This is a genomic window from Amycolatopsis australiensis (assembly GCF_900119165.1).
GTDB classification, from domain to species: Bacteria; Actinomycetota; Actinomycetes; order Mycobacteriales; family Pseudonocardiaceae; genus Amycolatopsis; species Amycolatopsis australiensis.
On record NZ_FPJG01000006.1, the window covers coordinates 8,357,640 to 8,374,083 of the forward strand.

The window sequence follows — 16,444 nt, forward strand, 5'->3', positions numbered from 1 at the left end:
CGGGCGCGACAGCGGTGTGACAGTCGATCTTGGTGTACTTGCTCCGGGGCCCCGCTGGGCTGCGCCGGGCTAGGGGTACGGCGCATCCCGGGCCGGGGGCTTCTCCGCCGGCACCGTTGCCAGCAGGGCCTGGATCTCCGCGCCGCGGGGATCGCCGAGGCGCCGGCAGACGGTCAGCGCCTCGGCCCAGTGCCTGCGCGCCTCCGCCGCGCGGCCCGTGCGGAGCTTGAGGCGGCCGAGCGTGATCCGGACGTCGATCGTGCCGTACTCCGCGTTCAGCTCCTTCAGCTCGGCGAGCGCTTGCAGACCCGCCTTCTCCGCCTCGCCGTGCCGTCCGGCCCCTTCGAGCGCTTCGGCGACGTTCCCCAGCGCCAGCGCCGCATGGTAACGATCACCGAGCTCGGCGAAGGCTTCGTGCGCTGCCTGGGCCGCTTCGGCGGCGTTGTCGTAATTACGCAGCCCGATGCGGCTCGCGCTGACGTTGAGCAGCGCGTGCGGGACGAACGTGCGCTGCCCGTGGTCGCGCGCGAGCCGGACGGCCTGGAGCGCGTGACGCTCGGCTTCGGCGTACTCGGCCCGGACGTAGTACGCGCCCGAAAGGTTCGACAGGATCGCCACGGCCAGCGCGGTTCCGCCGCCGGTCTCGGACGCGGCCCGGGCTTCCTCCAGTGCTTCCAGCGCCTTGTCCGGCTGGAGGGTGCGCAGGTAGGCCGAGCCGAGGTTGTTCGCGCTGTACCGGAGGCCGGTGTTGTCGCCCGCGTCGCGGGTGGCCGTGACGGCGGTGCGGGCGGTCGTGATCCAGTCGTCCCGGTCGTGGCGCTCGGCGAAGAAGCCGCGCAGCAGCCAGGCGAGCTTCCACGCGTGCCCGGTCCAGCCGTTGTCCGCGGCGATCCCGACCAGCGCGGTGAGCGCCGCGCGTTCGGTCGTGTACCAGGCGATCGCCTGCTCGTGCTGGGTGAAGTGGACGGCCGGCACCGGCGGGGTGCCGAGCGTGATGTCGTCGGTGAGCAGGTCGGGGCGGACGAGCTTGGTCGCTTCGGCGACGGTCGCCAGGTACCAGTCGAGGAGCCGTCGCAGCGCGGCCGCGCGCTCGGCCGGCGCCGACTCCGATTCGACGAGCTCGGCGGCGTAGACGCGCAGGAGGTCGTGGAACTGGTACCGGTCGGTGCCGGGCTGGTTGAGCAGGTGCGCGGCGGCGAGCTGGTCGGCCAGCTCACGGGCTTCACGCAGGGAGGCACCGGCGAGCGCGGCCGCCGAAGACAGGCTGAACCCGTGCCCGGGGTGCAGCCCGAGCAGCCGGAAGAACCGCGCGGCGGCCGGGCGCAACGCCTTGTACGACCAGGAGAACGCGGCCCGCAGGTCGGTGCCGGCGTCCTGCGGGTCCCGCAGCGCGTCGAGCCGCAGCCGCTGGTCACGGAGTTCTTCGACGATTCCCGCGAGCGAGACGCCGGAAAACCGCGACGCGCGTTCGCCGGCGAGCGCCAGCGCCAGCGGAAGCCGGCCGCAGAGCCGGACGAGTTCGGCGACGGCCGCGGGTTCGGCGGCGAGACGCTGCGGCCCGACGCTGCCGGCGAGCAGCGCGGTGGCGTCCCGGTCGTCGAAGGAACGCAGGGCGATGCGGCGCGCGCCGTCCCGTGCGACGAGGCCACGCAGCTGATTGCGGCTGGTCACGACGACGAGATTGCCGGGGCCGGGCAGCAGCGGGCGGACCTGGTCGGCGTCGCGGGCGTTGTCGAGCAGCATGAGCGTCCGGCTGCCGGCCAGCCGGCTGCGCAGCAGCGCGGAGCGTTCCTCCACTGTGGAAGGCAGGGTTTCGGGCGGGACGCCGAGGGCGCGGAGGAACCCGGCGAGCGCGGCGCCGGGGGTGACCGGGGTGACCGCGGAGTGGCCGCGCAGGTCGAGGAACAGCTGGCCGCCGGGGAAGCGGTCGCGGACGCGGTGCGACCAGTGCACGGCCAGCGACGTCTTCCCGACGCCGGCCGTGCCTTCGATGACGACGATGCCGGAGGCGTCACCGGGCGGCAGGCTGTCGAGTTCGGCCAGCTCGGGGCCGCGTCCGGTGAACCCGGCGACGTCGAAGGGCAGCTGGCGCGGCACAGTGTGCACAGCAGGCCCGCTGTCGGCGGCGAGGAGTTCGGCGTGCAGGCGGCGCAGGTCCTCCCCCGGTTCGACGCCGAGCTCATCGGCGAGCAGCGCGCGCAGCCCGGCGTAGCGGGCCAGCGCTTCGGCGCGGCGGCCGGAGCGGGCCAGGACGCGCACCAGCCGTTCCCACAACGATTCCCGCAGCGGGTGCTGGGCGACGAGATCGGTGAGTTCGGCGACGAGCCGGGCGTCGGGGACGTGCCCGGCGTCGAGGTCGATGCGCTGCTCGACGGCGAAGAGGTAGCGCTCGGTCAGCAGCGGGCCCCATTCGGCGGTCAGTGCGGGCGAGCCGACGCCTTCGAGCGGCACGCCACCCCAGACGGCGAGCGCGGCGGTGAGCAGTTCGCGGCGTCGAGCGGGTTCGGTCGCGGCGGCGGCCTGGTCGAGGGTGCGGAGGAAGCGGAGGGCGTCGACGCGGGCGGGGTCGACGACGAGCCGGTACCCGTCGGGTTCGGTGACGACGGTTTCTTCGCCGCACAGCCGCCGCAGCCGCATGACGTAGGTCTGGAGGCTGCCGCGGATGTGCGCGGGCGGCGCTTCGCCCCAGACGCCGCGGGCGAGCGCGTCGATCGACACCAGGCGGCCGGCGGACAGGGCCAGTGTCGCGAGCAGCGCGCGCTGCCGGGAACTGGTCAGCACGACCGGCGAATCGCCGACGAGCACCTGGAACGGGCCGAGCAGCCGGATGTCGATGGTGGTCGCCCCCAGGTTCGCCTCGCCCACGGCCGGACGCCGCCGGACGCGGCCCCCGAGGGGCAGCGTGGCATCACTCGGCCGGGCGCTCAAGCAACTTTGCGAAATTGGGCGGAACCGGTCCCGGGACGCGGGCTGGGCCGAGCGGGTGGTACGGAAGTCCCGTTCGGACGGCCGATCGCGCCAGCGGGTTACGCGGTTCGCTGATCGCCGGTTCGCGCGGGCCGGGATTCGGCTCGCCGGCTTGGATTGCGTACGGGGAGGAACGGTTCGCTTACCGGGTGGCTTCGTTGCCTACACGGGGAGTTGGCGCGCGTGCCCCGGTTCGCGCGCCTGAAGAGCCGGCTTGGCCTGGAACGCGGCTGGGCCCCGCGCAGGTCACGCGGGGCCCAGCCGGAAAGGGTGTACGCCCAGCGGGGGTCACCCCCTGGGGGACCCCCGATTTCACGTTACCGCAGGGGTCCGACAGTTTTTGGCGCTCAGCTCTTCTTCGCCGCCGTGGTGCGGCGGGCCGGGGCCTTCGCCGCGGTCGTCTTGCGGGTCGTCGTGCTCTTCGCCGCCGTCGTGCTCTTCGCCGCTGTGGTGGACTTCGCCGCCGTCGTCTTCGGGGCCGCCTTCGCGCGGGACGTCGTCGTCTTCGCCGCTGCTGCCCGGGTTGTCGTGGCCGGCTTGGCCGCCGTCGCGCGGGTGCGCGTCGTCGTCGCCGGCTTCGCCGCGGCCGTCCGGGACGCAGCCGTCCGGGAAGTCGTGGCCGTGGCCGTCCGCCTGGCCGGCGTGGCCTTCGGCAGCTTCTTCGCGCCCGAGACGACGTCCTTGAAGGTGGTGCCGGCCCGGAAGGCGGGGACGTTGGTCTTCTTCACGCGCACCGTCTCGCCCGTGCGCGGGTTGCGGGCGGTGCGAGCGGCGCGGGTGCGCTTCTCGAACACCCCGAACCCGGTGATGTTGACCTTCTCGCCCTTGTTGACCGTCCGGATGATGATGTCGACCAGACCGTCGACCGCCTCGGAAGCGGCCTTCTTGTCGCCCAGGCGCTCCGTCAGCGCCTCGATCAGCTGGGCCTTGTTGGCCATTCCAGTCCTCCAAGAAGGAAGTACTCTGCACGGCCGCGTCGGGCCGACTAGCGACACGGTATTACCAAGGCAGCACAAATTCCAACCGGCACGCGGAACTTTCCCTTGTCCGGGGACAGGTTCCGCCTCGCGGGGGACGCCTCGCGAGAGCCGGTCAGCGCGACCACCGAAACGGGCGGGATCCCTTGGCACCCAAGAGATCCCGCCCCGCGACGGAGTTATCCGGCAGCGACCGGCGTGGTCGTCGGCTTCCAGGACGGGCGGGCCGCCTCGAAGCTGTCGATCTCACCGGCATGGCGCAACGTGAGCGCGATGTCGTCGAGGCCTTCCAGCAGCCGCCAGCGGACGTAGTCGTCGATCTGGAACGGCGCGGTGAAGTCCTTGGCCCGCACGGTCTTGGTCTCCAGGTCCACCGTGACCTCGGTGCCGGGCTCGTTCTCCAGCAGCTTCCACAGCAGCTCGACGTCGTGCTGCTCGCACTGCGCCGCCACCAGGCCGCCCTTGCCGGAGTTGCCGCGGAAGATGTCGGCGAACCGAGCGGAGATGACGACCCGGAAGCCGTAGTCCATCAACGCCCAGACGGCGTGCTCGCGGGAGGACCCCGTGCCGAAGTCCGGGCCCGCGACCAGCACGCTGCCGCGCTTGAACGGCTCCTGGTTGAGGATGAAGTCCTCGTCGCCGCGCCAGGCGGCGAACAGGCCGTCCTCGAACCCGGTCCGGGTCACCCGCTTGAGGTAGACCGCCGGGATGATCTGGTCGGTGTCCACGTTGGACCGGCGCAGCGGGACGCCGATGCCGGTGTGCTGGGTGAACGGTTCCATGGGGAAGCTCCTCGGGGTGGGTCAGCGGGCGGCGGTCAGCAGGTCTTCCGGCGACGACAGCGTGCCCCGCACGGCCGTGGCCGCGGCCACGAGCGGCGAGACCAGGTGCGTCCGGCCGCCCTTGCCCTGCCTGCCCTCGAAGTTGCGGTTCGACGTCGACGCGCTGCGCTCGCCCGGTTTCAGCTGGTCCGGGTTCATCCCGAGGCACATCGAGCAGCCCGCCTGGCGCCACTCGGCGCCGGCCTCGGTGAAGATCCGGTCGAGCCCCTCGGCCTCGGCCGCCTTGCGGACGCGCATCGAGCCGGGAACCACCAGCATCCGGACCGAGTCCGCCACTTTCCGCCCGCGCAGCACCTCGGCGGCCGCCCGCAGGTCCTCGATCCGGCCGTTGGTGCAGGAGCCGAGGAAGACGGTGTCCACCGCGATCTCCCGCAGCGGCGTGCCCGGCTTCAGATCCATGTAGGACAGGGCCTTTTCGGCGGCGATGCGGTCGTTCTCGTCCGGGATCCGCTCCGGGTCGGGCACCTCGGCGCTCAGCGGGAGGCCCTGGCCGGGGTTGGTGCCCCAGGTCACGAACGGGGTCAGCTCGCTCGCGTCCAGGTGCACCTCCGCGTCGAACTCGGCGCCTTCGTCGGTGCGCAGTTCCCGCCACGCGGCGACGGCGGCGTCCCAGTCGGCGCCCTTCGGGGCGTGCGGGCGGCCCTTCAGGTACTCGAACGTCGTCTCGTCCGGCGCGATCATCCCGGCGCGGGCGCCGGCCTCGATCGACATGTTGCAGATGGTCATCCTGGCCTCCATCGAGAGGGCCTCGATGGCCTTGCCGCGGTACTCCAGGACGTAGCCCTGGCCGCCACCGGTGCCGATCTTCGCGATGACCGCGAGGATGACGTCCTTCGCCGTGACGCCGGGGCGCAGCTCGCCGTCGACGGTGATCGCCATCGTCTTGAACGGGCGAAGCGGCAACGTCTGCGTCGCGAGCACGTGCTCGACCTCGGACGTGCCGATGCCGAAGGCGATCGCGCCGAACGCGCCGTGCGTGGAAGTGTGGCTGTCGCCGCACACCACGGTCATCCCCGGCTGGGTCAGGCCGAGCTGCGGGCCGATGACGTGCACGATGCCCTGTTCGGCGTCACCCATCGGGTGCAGCCGGATCCCGAACTCCTTGCAGTTGCGGCGAAGCGTGTCGACCTGGGTGCGCGAGACCGGATCGGCGATGGGGAGCTCGATGTCGACGGTCGGGACGTTGTGGTCCTCGGTCGCGATGGTGAGGTCGGGGCGGCGCACCGGCCGCCCGGCCAGGCGGAGGCCGTCGAAGGCCTGCGGGCTGGTCACTTCGTGCAGCAGGTGGAGGTCGATGTAGAGCAGGTCCGGTTCGGCGCCTTCGCCTCGGCGCACGAGGTGGCTTTCCCACACCTTCTCCGCCAGCGTGCGGGCCTTGCCGGTCGGGCTGGTCATCTCCGGCTCCTTCCACGGTTCGTCATCGGAACTCGGGCGCGCACCTGCGGTACCGGGGTGCGAGCCGCGAAGGAGGGGCGCAGCTCGAGTTCAGGGTTTTCCCAGATGCTGGACTTCCCAAACTGCGGGACGCTAGTATCGGGTCGTGGGACAGCATAGCGGTATCGGAGTACTGGACAAAGCAGTGGCCGTCCTCCAGGCGGTCGCGGACGACCCGTGCGGCCTCGCGGAACTGTGCACGCGGACGGGCCTGCCCCGCGCCACCGCGCACCGGCTCGCGGTGGGTCTCGAGGTGCACCGGCTGCTGCGCCGCGGTCCGGACGGGCGCTGGCGTCCCGGTACCGCGCTGGCCGAACTGGCCGGCGGCTCGACGGATCCGCTGCTCGACGCCGCGGGCGTGGTGCTGCCGAAGCTGCGGGACGTCACGGGGGAAAGCGTGCAGCTCTACCGCCGCGACGGCGTGCAGCGCGTGTGCGTGGCGACGGCGGAGCCGCCGAGCGGGCTGCGCGACACCGTCCCGGTCGGTTCGCGGCTGCCGATGACGGCGGGCTCGGGCGCGAAGGTCCTGGCGGCGTGGGCGGATCCGCACACGCAGCGCACGATCCTGGCGGACGCGGTCTTCGGCGAGCGGACGCTGCTGGAGGTGCGGCGCCGCGGCTGGGCCCAGAGCGTGGCCGAGCGCGAGCCGGGCGTGGCGAGCATTTCGGCGCCGGTGCGCGACTCCGCGGGCACGGTCGTGGCGGCGGTTTCGGTGTCCGGTCCGATCGAGCGGATCGGCCGCAAGCCGGGCGCCCGCTGGGCGGCCGACCTCCTCGCGGCGGCCGACGCCCTGCAGGAACGGCTGTGACCTGCCGGCGGCGTCCGTTCGGGGGATCCTCGCGAAAACCGCGTATTCGGTGACGGCGGTCACGTCTCCTTGAGGACAGCACCACGGAGGGGGAGACACATGTTGAACAGACGGGCGCTGGCGATGCTGCGGGCCGTCGGCGCGGGGCGTGCCGAGCTGACCTGCAGCTGCGAACCGGACCTGCGGGTCGACGGGCTGCCGTGCTGCGACCAGGCGACGGCGCACGAGCTGGCCAGGGCGGGCCTGATCCGGGCCGCGCGTGCCGTGGCCGTCGGGCAGTGGACGCGCGCGGAGCTGACCGAAGACGGACGGCTCGCGTTGGGCCAGACGCTCGCCGCGGCGTGACGCCACCACCGGGCCGCCTCGCGCGCCGAGGATCACGGTAAGGGGACCGATGAAGATCGCCGCCGGACTGCTGGGCGCCTGCCTGCTGGCGGCCGCGTGCTCGGGACCGGCACCGGCCGCGCCGACCGTGACGGTGACGGCGCCGGCCACGCGGCCGTCCGCCGACCCGGCGACGCTGGCCTGGGTGGACGGTTTCTGCGCCGCGATCCACGGCTACCGGAAACGCACCAACGCCGAAGCCGTCCCGAACCCGTCGGAGCCGGGCTCGGTGGCCGAGGCGCAGAAGGCGCTCAGCGAGGAGCTGGGCGGGATCGCGGCCCGCACGGGCGAGGTGGTCGACCGGCTGACGGCGCTGCCGCAGGCCCCGGTACCGCTGGCGGAGACGGTCCGCAAGGCGTTCGTCACGAAGTACACGACGGCCCGCGACCGGGCGCGCACCGCGAAAGCGGCTTTGGACGGCGCGAAGCCGGACGACGCGGCGTCCCAGGAACCGGCGGCTCAGGCGCTGGAGCGGGCCCAGCAGGACGTCGACGGGACGTATGACCCGGTGGCGCCGCTGGCGGATGCACCCGAACTGGTCGCCGCCGCGGCCGCCGCTCCCGGCTGCAGGGCCTAGAGCCGGTAACGGCGGTAGGCCGGGTCCGGCTCGCCGAACTCGAGTCCGTTCTCGTCCAGGGCGTTGTGGACCGTGACCGCGCCGCCGTCCGCGAAGGCGAACCGCGGCGCGACCATTCCGCGCGCCAGGTCGTCGCCCGCCCACTCGAGAAGCTCCACCGAGCGCAACCGCCGGCCCTGCAGCTCGGCCAGTTCGGCACGCGCGCCGGTGCGCCACGCCAGGCGAATCGCGGGGTCGTCGCCGAAAGTCCATCGAGCCCGCCGGAGCGGATCCGCCGTTCTCCAAGTGATGGAGAGTTCATCGAACTTGTGGTGGCACAGCTCCACCTGCTCGCCTTCGAAGCCGAGCAGCACCGGGGCGTCCGCGAACCATGTGCCGTCGTCGAGGTCCCACGCCAGCCACGCGCCCGTCAGCCGGCGGCCCGCGAGCGCGGCGAGGCGCGCGCCGTGGGCCGACACGATCGCCTGGCGGCCCGTGAGCCACCGCGGTTCGTACCCCTCGATGTCGAAGAACGTCACCCGGCCATCATCGCTCGAGCGGCGCCTGCAGCGGCAGCGACCGCGACGAATCCCCGACCTGGACCGTGAACCCGCCCGGCACCGGACGCCAGGCGTGGCTCGTCGTGTCCCACACGGAGAAGTCGCGCTCGTCCAGGCGGATCGTCACCCGGCGGGACTCGCCCGGGCCCAGTGACACCCGCGAGAACCCCTTCAGCTGCCGTGGCGGCTCGCCCGCGCCCGCCGGGAAGCCCAGGTACAGCTGGGCCACCTCCGCGCCCGCGCGGTGGCCCGTGTTCCGGACCGTGAACGACGCCGTCGCGCCGTCGCCCGTGCTGCGCACCGACAGGTCCGAGAACGCGAACGTCGTGTACGACAGGCCGTAGCCGAACGGGAACAGCGGCGCCCGGCCCTGCGCGTCGAACCAGCGGTAGCCGATCTGCAGGCCCTCCGAGTACGTCGCCACGCCGCCGGTGCCCGGGAACTGGGCCGGCGTGTTCGCCGGGGTGTCCGCGTCCGCCGCCGGGAACGTGATCGGCAGCTTCGCCGACGGGTCGACGTCGCCGAACAGCACGCCCGCCACCGCCGCGCCGTCCTGCTGGCCCGGGTACCACGCCCTGCAGGATCGCCGGCACGCTCGACGCCCACGGCATCAGCACCGGGCCGCCGCTCTTCACCACGACCACCGTGTGCGGGTTCGCCGCGGCGACCGCCGCCACCAGCGCGTCCTGGTTCCCGTCCAGGGCCAGGCTCGGCCGGTCCTTGCCCTCGGTCTCGTTGTCGCCGACCATCACGACGCTGACCTGCGCCGTGCGGGCCAGCGCGGCCGCCCGTGCCGGGTCGCTGCCGTCGTCGAGGGTCACCACCGCGCCCGGGACCCGCGCCCGCAGCCCCGGCAGCGGGTCCACTGTGGACGTCGGGATGACGGCCGAGCTGCCCCCGCCGCCGGTCTTCGCCTTCGTGGCGAACGGGCCGATCAGGGCGATCGACCGGACCGCCGGGTCGAGCGGCAGCTGGGCGTGCTCGTTGCGCAGCAGCACCATGCCGCGCTCGGCGAACTCCTTCGCCGCGGCGTCGTGCTGCGCGGTGGGCAGCGGCGTGAGCACCGGCGGGTGGTCGAACTGCCCGAAGGCGAACATCGTCCGGAACCGCGGCAGCAGCAGCTCGTCGACGCGCTGCTCGCTCACCTGGCCGGCCAGCACCGCCTGCTTCAGCCGGTCGCCGTACCAGGTGCCGTCGATCATTTCGAGGTTCATGCCCGCGTTCGCCGACCCGACGGTGCTGTGCGCGGCACCCCAGTCGGACTGGACGAACCCCTCGAACCCCCAGTCGTCACGCAGCTTGCCCTGCAGCAACGCCGGGTTCTCGCACGTGAAGACGCCGTTGATCTTCGGGTAGGCGCACATCACCGAACCCGCGTGCCCCTCGGTCACCGCCTGCTCGAAGTGCGGCAGGTATATCTCGTTGAGCGTGCGCTCGTCGATGTGCTCGTCGATGCTCTGGCGCCGGGTCTCCTGGTTGTTCGCCGCGAAGTGCTTGACCTCGGCGATCGTGCCGTTCTCCTGGATGCCGCGGATGTCGGCGGCGCCGATGGCCCCGGCGAGCACCGGGTCCTCCCCCATTCCCTCGAACGTCCGGCCGTTGCGCGGGACGCGGGCCATGTTGATGTCGGGCCCTTCCGACACGTTGTGCGCGAGCGCGCGCGTCTCGTCGCCGATCAGGCGGCCGTAGCGGCGCGCGAGGACGGTGTCGAACGTCGACGCCAGCGCCATCGTGGCGGGCAACGCGGTGGCCGGCTTCTGCGGCTTGTCGTCGGCCGGGCCCATGCCGGCCGGGCCGTTGGCGATCCGGAACCCGGGCACGCCCAGCCGCGGGATGGGCGGCACGAACCGCTGGTGCTGGGCGTCGGGTTGCAGGTGCAGCTGCGAGATCTTCTCGTCGAGGGTCATCGCGGCGACCAGCTCGGCCGCCCGGCGCTCCGGCGGCCGGCGGGCGTCCCGCCAGGGCTGCGCCTCCGCGACCGCCGGCGCGGCCAGTGAAACCCCGAGAACCACGGCAAGAACCAGCGGGCCGGTGCGCATCGCAGTCTCCCTCGCCCTTGAACGGGATCAACGGCGCACAAGCTAACGCATACGTGACGAGAAAACATAGACTCGAAATTGTTCACGTATATGAATATGCGACGCGACTAAACCGTTTCCCGGGCTCACGCGTGGAGGCAGCACCGGCGACCGGAGCCGGACGCGGCCCGAAAGAACCTGATCGGCCTAACGGCGGCAGGTCACCTCGGGTCCCGACCCTCCACAAAGGACACCCGGGGCGGGCGGTACCCCCAGGCCGCCGTCCCGGGGCACCGGCTGCGGGGCGCCCGCGACAGCGTCCCGCAGCCCCCGGTCAGCGGGCCGCGGCCAGCCGCAGCGCCCGGTAGACGAACTGCTGATCGCCCAGCCGGTGCCGCAGGTCGCGCTCGAGCCCGGCGATCGGGTACAGGTTCTGCGGCGCGCGCGAGTCCTTGTACGGGACCGACGCGAACCGCCCGAGCACCGACTGCGTCAGGTTCGCCAGCCCGGCCACCTCGTCGCGGCCGAGGTGCGAAGCCGCCTCGACGCGCACCACGCCCGACCACGGCGGCCCACCCGCCGACGGCAGGCGCAGGTACCACGAGTGCCGGACCCAGGTCGTGCCCATCAGGAACACCGGCGTGCGCTGGTGCGGGCCGAGCGCGCCCACCATCGCGTTCAGCTCACCGGGCAGGTACGTGATCTGGTGGCTCTTGATGAACCCGACCGCCCGGTCCAGGTGCGCCCGGCCGCGCAGGGGGCCGTCGACCACGAGCAGGTCGCGGCCGACGTGCCCGGAGACCGCCGACCGCGCGGCGATCGCCGCGTCCAGCTCGGTTTCGGCGAGCTGGTCCTGCAGCGCGGTCGAGAGGACGACCGGCAGCGGCTTGTCCTCCTTCGCCGCCGCCCGGAACGCCCGGTAGGTCCCGGCCGGGGTCGCGATGTCGCCCGCTTCCGGCGAAACGGTGAACAGCCCGCGCCGGACGTCGGTGCCGACGACGTGCGCGCGCCCGTCGCAGCAACACACCACGCCGGCCGCGTAGGACGCGCAGAGCCCGATGGACGCGGAGTTCGTGCTGCCCGGGTCGTCGATCCAGACGCGGGCGTCGATCCGGCGGACGCCGTCGACGAACAGCACGGCCTCGGGCGGGGTCACCGGCGAAGGGTCGACCGGCGCCCATTCCGCCGCCGGGACCTCGATGTCCAGCTCGACTTCGGCACCCGAGCGGCCGAGCTCCTCGGCCTCCATCGAGCTGCCGTAGCCCGGGTCCCACGCGTCGACGGTGAACTGCATCCCGGCCACCGCGGTCATGCGCCCTCCCGGCTGATGTGCGACCCGGTGCCGTCGCGGGTGACGTGGAAGCGCACCGGCACGCGCTCGGCCAGCGCCGGCACGTGCGTGATCACCCCGACCATGCGGGACCCGGAGGCCGCGAGGTTCTCCAAAGTGGACGCCACGACGTCGAGGGTGGCCTCGTCCAGCGTGCCGAAGCCCTCGTCGAGGAAGATCGACTCGAGCTTGGTCGCGCCCTCGGCGGCCATCGCGCCGAGCTGCGAGGACAACGCCAAGGCCAGCGACAGCGACGCCTGGAACGTCTCGCCGCCGGAGAGCGTCTTCACCGGACGGCGGGCGTCGGCCTCGTTGTGGTCGACCACGAGGAAGTCGCCCTTGTCGTGGGTCAGCTCGAACTGCCCGCCGGACAGCTCCAGCAGCGACGCGGACGCCTCCGCGACGAGCGTGTCGAGCGCTCCGGCGATGAGCCAGCGCGGGAACTTGTCGGAGCGCAGGAGATCGGCGAGCAGCCGCGCGACCTGCGCTTCGGACTCGGCGGCCGCGATGTCGGCGCGCAGGCCCGCCACCCGCGCGACGCGCCGCTCCATCTCCGTGTGGTCGGCTTCGGCGCGGGCCCGGGCGGTCGCCAGCGCGACCGGCACGCGGTCACGCACCGGCCCGTCCGGCAGTTCGATCCCGAAGGCCGTGACGTCGTCGGAAACGGCGCGCTCGGCCGCCTGCAACGCTTCGGCCGCTTCACCTTCGGCGGCCGACGCGGCGGCGAGCCGATCCCGGCGCTCCTTCGCCGCTCCGGCCGCCCAGTCCGTCAGCGCGGCCCAGGCGTCCAGGAGGCTTTCTCCGTCGATCGGTGGTGCGCCGAGGCCGACCAGCGGATCGCGGGCGCGGGACAGCCGTTGCCGTTCGGCGTCGACCTGGTCGGCGATCCGCGCCTGGGCTTCCGCGGCCTGTTTCGCGGCCGCGCGGGCGGTCCGCAGGTCCGCGTCGGCCGCTGTGGCGGCCTTCTCGAGTTCGGCGACCTTCGCCAGCTGCCCGGTCACGACCTCGGCTGAAGGCGCGCCGTCCAGGATCCCGGCCAGTTCGCCTTGCCGGCGCCGGGCGGCCGCCAGGTCCGCGCTCGCCGACTGCTCCGCCAGCGCCGCCTCCTGCGCGCGGTTCCGCCGCTGTTCCGCGGTCCGCTCGGCGGAGGCGAGGTCGTCCGCCGCGACGACGGCTTCCTTGCCCGCGGCTTCGGCGGCCGCTTCGAGCGCGGCCAGCGCCGTGCGCCGGTCTTCGAGGCCGGCCGCCGCCCAGGCGGTCAGCCGCTGCCAGCCCGCCGGGACGTCGTCGGCGTCGATCGCCGGCGCGCCCAGCTCCACCAGCGGATCACGCGCCGCCCGCAACGCCTCCCGCGCCGCCGCGACGGACTTTCCGACGACGTCGGCGTCTTCCTGCGCCGCGGCGCGTTCGGCGCGGGCCGCGGCCAGTTCCGCGTCCGCGGCGCGCGCGGCTTCGGCGACGCGCGCGCGGCCGTCGATGGCCGCCGACAGCCATTCCCCGCGTTCCCGCACGGCCGCGACGAGATCCGCGTAGTCCCGCTCGGAAAAGGACGCCGTGACCGGACGGCACAGCACCGCCGACTCCGGTGGTCCGTCGACCGCGGCGAGCACCGCCCGCAGTTCTTCCGCCTGCGCGGCCGCGGACGCCGCCGTGTCGGCGTCGCGGTCGACGGCCCGCTCCAGCTTGCGCACGGCCGCTTCCGCCGCCGCGCGCTCGCGTTCGGCCCGCTCGGCGCGTTCGCGGGCCTCGGCGAGGTGGGCGTGCCCGCCGGCGTCCGGCAGCGCGGAGACTTCCTGCTCGCACACCGGGCAGGGGTGCCCGACCGCGAGCCCGGCCCGCAGCACCAGGGCCTGCCCGGCCCGCTCGGCGTCGGCCAGCGCGGCCTTCGCCGCGCTCAGTTCGGCGTCGGCGCTCGCGAAGGCGGTTCGCGCGGTTTCGAGTTCCGCACGCCGGGCGGCCTGTTCGGGCGCGGCCTTCCGTTGCGCGTCGCAGACCGTGTAGAGCGTGCGGGCGTCGGAGCGGGCCGCGGCCAGCGGGGCGACGTCGGGCTGCTCGGCCAGCGCCTTGCGCGCTTCGGCGTCCGCGGCCTCGGCGGCACGCAGGCGTGCGTCGGCGTCCGCCGTCCGCTTCGCCGCCCGCGCCGACTCCGCCGACAGGTCCCCGAGATCCGCCGGCGGCCGCAGCCCGGCCAGCCGGTCACGGTCTTGACGGGCTCGCGCGGCTTCGGCGGCGGCGTCCTCGGCCGCGCGCGCCGTGGTGTCCCGGTTCTGCCGGGCCGCTTCGACGAGCGACACCGCTTCGGTCACCGCCTGCGCGGCGGCCGCGCTGGCTTGCGAAGCCGTCTTCACCGCTTCTTCCAGGCGAGGAAGGGCCTGCTCGGTCTCGGCGAGTTCCGTTCGGGCGGTGCGGATCCGTTCCAGGTGCGCCCGGTCGGGCGCGGCGGCGAGCGCGGCACGGGCCGCCTCGTCCGCCGTTTCCGCCTGCTCCAGCCCGGCGCGGGCCGTCGTGGCCGCGTCCGCCGCCGCCCGGCGCCGGGTTTCGAGGTCTTCGACGCCGTCCGGGCGCTCCAGCGCCTCGAGGACGGTCAGTTCGCGCGTCAGCGTGGCGACGAGCTGCCGGGCGTCTTCGTGCGCCCGGGTGGCGTCGGACAGCCCGGGCAGCGCCGCGGTGACCCGCGCGGCCAGTTCTTCCAGCGCGGTCATGCGCGCGGCCAGCGCTTCGACGGCTTCCCCGGTGGCGTCGGCGTAGCTGCCGAGCTGCTCGGTGAGCACGGCGGCGCGCTGCTTCTGCTGCTCCGCGGTCACGCCGGCGCGGCGGCCGATGCGCTCGTAGACCTCCAGGCCCAGCAGCTTGATGAGGATCTTCTGCCGGTCGGCGGCCTTGGCGTGCAGGAACTCCGCGAAGTCGCCTTGCGGCAGCGCCACGCAGGTGCAGAAGTGCTTGAACGTCAACCCGAGCAGCCGCTCGACGGCCGGGGTGACCTCGGAGTCGGCGGCGACCGGGTCGGCGTCGTCCGCCGGACCGCCGAGCGCGGTGGGGTCGACGAGCCGTTCCAGGCGCACGTTCTTCACGCTGACCGTGGGTTTCTTCCCACCGCTGCGCCGGACTTCCCGCACGACGTGGTAGCGGGCGCCGCCGGCGTCGAAGACCAGCCGCACGGTGGCGCGGTTCGCCGTCGGGGCCAGCGCGGGCGCGACGAGCCCTTCGTGGTCCCAGCGGGCGACGGAACCGTAGAGGGCGAAGGTCAGCGCGTCGATCACCGTGCTCTTGCCGGCCCCGGTCGGCCCGACGAGCGCGAAGTAGTCCGTGTCCTCGAAGCTGATCTCGGTCTTGTCGCGGAACGACGCGAAGCCGGTCATCTCCAGCAGCACAGGCCGCATGTCACACCCCGCTCGTCTCTTCGTCGTGCAGCCGCGCGAAGAGCGTTTGCACGCGCTTGTCCTCGACCGTGCGTTCCGCGCAGTAGGCCGCGAACAGCTCGCCCGGCGACCGGTCGGCGACCGCCCGCTCGCCGCCCGACGTCGTCACCGGGGCCGCGAACTCCGGGTCGATGCGGATTTCCAGCGCGTTGGGCAGGGCTTCCTGGATCTCCTCGCGCAGCCCGGCCCTGGTCGCTTCGCGGACGTAGACGCGGAGGTAGTCCTCGCCGAACTCCTCCGCGCGGCCGGTCAGCTCCGCCACCGTGCCGTGGACGGTCCGCAGCCGCCGTCCCGCCGTGACGGGGACGTCGGTGACCTTCGCCGGCGTCGACGGCGTCACCTCCACCGACAGCACGACGCTCTTGTTGTCCTGCTCGCCGAAGTCGACGGCCAGCGGCGAACCGCTGTAGTGCACCGGGCACGCGGCGGGCAGCGACTGGCGGCGGTGCAGGTGGCCGAGGGCCACGTAGTGCGGTTCGGCGCCGAACGCCGTGGCGGGCACGTGGTACTCGAAGATGGACTGCGCCGCGCGCTCGCCGCCGCCCATCGTCCCGCCGGTCACCGTCAGGTGCGCCATGACGAGATTGACCGCGCCGTCGGTGAACCCGGACTTGAGGTGGTCCAGGATGTCGCGCACGCGCTGGTCGTACTGGCCGACGTTGTCCGACGGCGTCCCGGTGAGCAGCTCGGCCGCGCGCACGGCGTAGCGCTGGGAAAGGAACGGCAGCACCGCGACGTTGACGCGTTCGCCGGTCGACCGGGCGTCGAACGAGTACACCCCGCCGTCGTGGACCGGGCGCGGGTCGCCGGCCAGCTGGATGCCCGCGGCCTTCAGCAGCGGCCGGTACGCCTCGAACGTCGCGGCGTGGTCGTGGTTCCCGGCGATGGCGACGACCTCGGCACCGGTTTCGCGCAGCGCCATCAGCGCCCGCACCACGAGCTGCTGCGCGGCGGCCGACGGCGCCGACGTCTCGTAGAGGTCGCCCGCGACGAGGATCGCGTCGAACGCCTCTTCGCGCGCGATCCGGACGATCTCGCCGAGCACGGCGCGCTGCTCGTCCAGGCGGTTGCGGCCCTTGAGCGTCTTGCCGACGTGCCAGTCGGAGGTGTGCAGGAACTTCACACTTCGTCCTTCCGTTCGGGTGGCGG

Annotated in this window: 12 protein-coding genes and 1 pseudogene; 3 read left to right on the forward strand and 10 right to left on the reverse strand. The window is 73.5% G+C overall.

The features are described from left to right. Window positions 1-69 precede the first annotated feature (69 nt). The 4 genes from BT341_RS39890 to leuC form a co-directional block, all read right to left on the reverse strand. Window positions 70-2,865, reverse strand: a complete 2,796-nt coding sequence (locus BT341_RS39890) for an AfsR/SARP family transcriptional regulator (RefSeq protein WP_177329009.1) — start codon at window positions 2,863-2,865, stop codon at window positions 70-72. Window positions 2,866-3,314: 449 nt separating this feature from the next. Then, window positions 3,315-3,905, reverse strand: coding sequence for an HU family DNA-binding protein (locus BT341_RS39895; RefSeq protein ID WP_072481151.1), 591 nt, complete (start codon window positions 3,903-3,905; stop codon window positions 3,315-3,317). A 218-nt stretch (window positions 3,906-4,123) separates the two neighbouring features. Beyond that, on the reverse strand, window positions 4,124-4,726 hold the full coding sequence (leuD, locus tag BT341_RS39900) for a 3-isopropylmalate dehydratase small subunit (RefSeq protein WP_072481152.1): 603 nt from the start codon (window positions 4,724-4,726) through the stop codon (window positions 4,124-4,126). A gap of 21 nt (window positions 4,727-4,747) precedes the next feature. Beyond that, window positions 4,748-6,181, reverse strand: a complete 1,434-nt coding sequence (gene leuC / locus BT341_RS39905) for a 3-isopropylmalate dehydratase large subunit (RefSeq protein ID WP_072481153.1) — start codon at window positions 6,179-6,181, stop codon at window positions 4,748-4,750. A gap of 145 nt (window positions 6,182-6,326) precedes the next feature. Between leuC and BT341_RS39910 the strand changes: the two genes are divergently transcribed. From BT341_RS39910 to BT341_RS39920, 3 genes are all read left to right on the forward strand, one after another. Then, window positions 6,327-7,028, forward strand: coding sequence for an IclR family transcriptional regulator (locus BT341_RS39910; protein ID WP_051183801.1), 702 nt, complete (start codon window positions 6,327-6,329; stop codon window positions 7,026-7,028). Window positions 7,029-7,127: 99 nt separating this feature from the next. Beyond that, complete coding sequence (locus BT341_RS39915; protein WP_072481154.1) at window positions 7,128-7,373, forward strand: hypothetical protein; 246 nt, start codon at window positions 7,128-7,130, stop codon at window positions 7,371-7,373. Between the two features lie 49 nt (window positions 7,374-7,422). Continuing rightward, entirely contained in the window at window positions 7,423-7,989 is a 567-nt protein-coding gene (locus tag BT341_RS39920; protein WP_072481155.1) for a hypothetical protein, read from the forward strand. Here BT341_RS39920 and BT341_RS39925 read toward each other — a convergent pair. The 6 genes and pseudogenes from BT341_RS39925 to BT341_RS39945 all read right to left on the reverse strand — a co-directional run bounded on the left by BT341_RS39925 (window position 7,986) and on the right by BT341_RS39945 (window position 16,418). Further along, window positions 7,986-8,507 carry a hypothetical protein gene (locus BT341_RS39925; protein ID WP_072481156.1) on the reverse strand — a complete coding sequence of 174 codons (522 nt, stop codon included), beginning with the start codon at window positions 8,505-8,507 and terminating at the stop codon, window positions 7,986-7,988. The two genes, BT341_RS39920 and BT341_RS39925, sit on opposite strands and share 4 nt — an antisense overlap. 7 nt (window positions 8,508-8,514) lie before the next feature. Continuing rightward, on the reverse strand, window positions 8,515-9,069 hold the full coding sequence (locus BT341_RS47140; protein ID WP_342750272.1) for a fibronectin type III-like domain-contianing protein: 555 nt from the start codon (window positions 9,067-9,069) through the stop codon (window positions 8,515-8,517). A 70-nt stretch (window positions 9,070-9,139) separates the two neighbouring features. Continuing rightward, a pseudogene (locus BT341_RS47145) lies at window positions 9,140-10,567 on the reverse strand (glycoside hydrolase family 3 protein); the annotation flags it as partial. Between the two features lie 313 nt (window positions 10,568-10,880). After that, window positions 10,881-11,858 carry a hypothetical protein gene (locus tag BT341_RS39935; RefSeq protein WP_072481157.1) on the reverse strand — a complete coding sequence of 326 codons (978 nt, stop codon included), beginning with the start codon at window positions 11,856-11,858 and terminating at the stop codon, window positions 10,881-10,883. Continuing rightward, window positions 11,855-15,256, reverse strand: a complete 3,402-nt coding sequence (locus BT341_RS39940) for an AAA family ATPase (RefSeq protein ID WP_072481158.1) — start codon at window positions 15,254-15,256, stop codon at window positions 11,855-11,857. Before BT341_RS39940 ends, BT341_RS39935 begins: the two co-directional genes overlap by 4 nt. 1 nt (window position 15,257) lies before the next feature. Next, window positions 15,258-16,418: an exonuclease SbcCD subunit D gene (locus tag BT341_RS39945; protein WP_072481159.1), complete on the reverse strand. Its 1,161-nt coding sequence runs from the start codon at window positions 16,416-16,418 to the stop codon at window positions 15,258-15,260. Window positions 16,419-16,444: the final 26 nt, after the last annotated feature.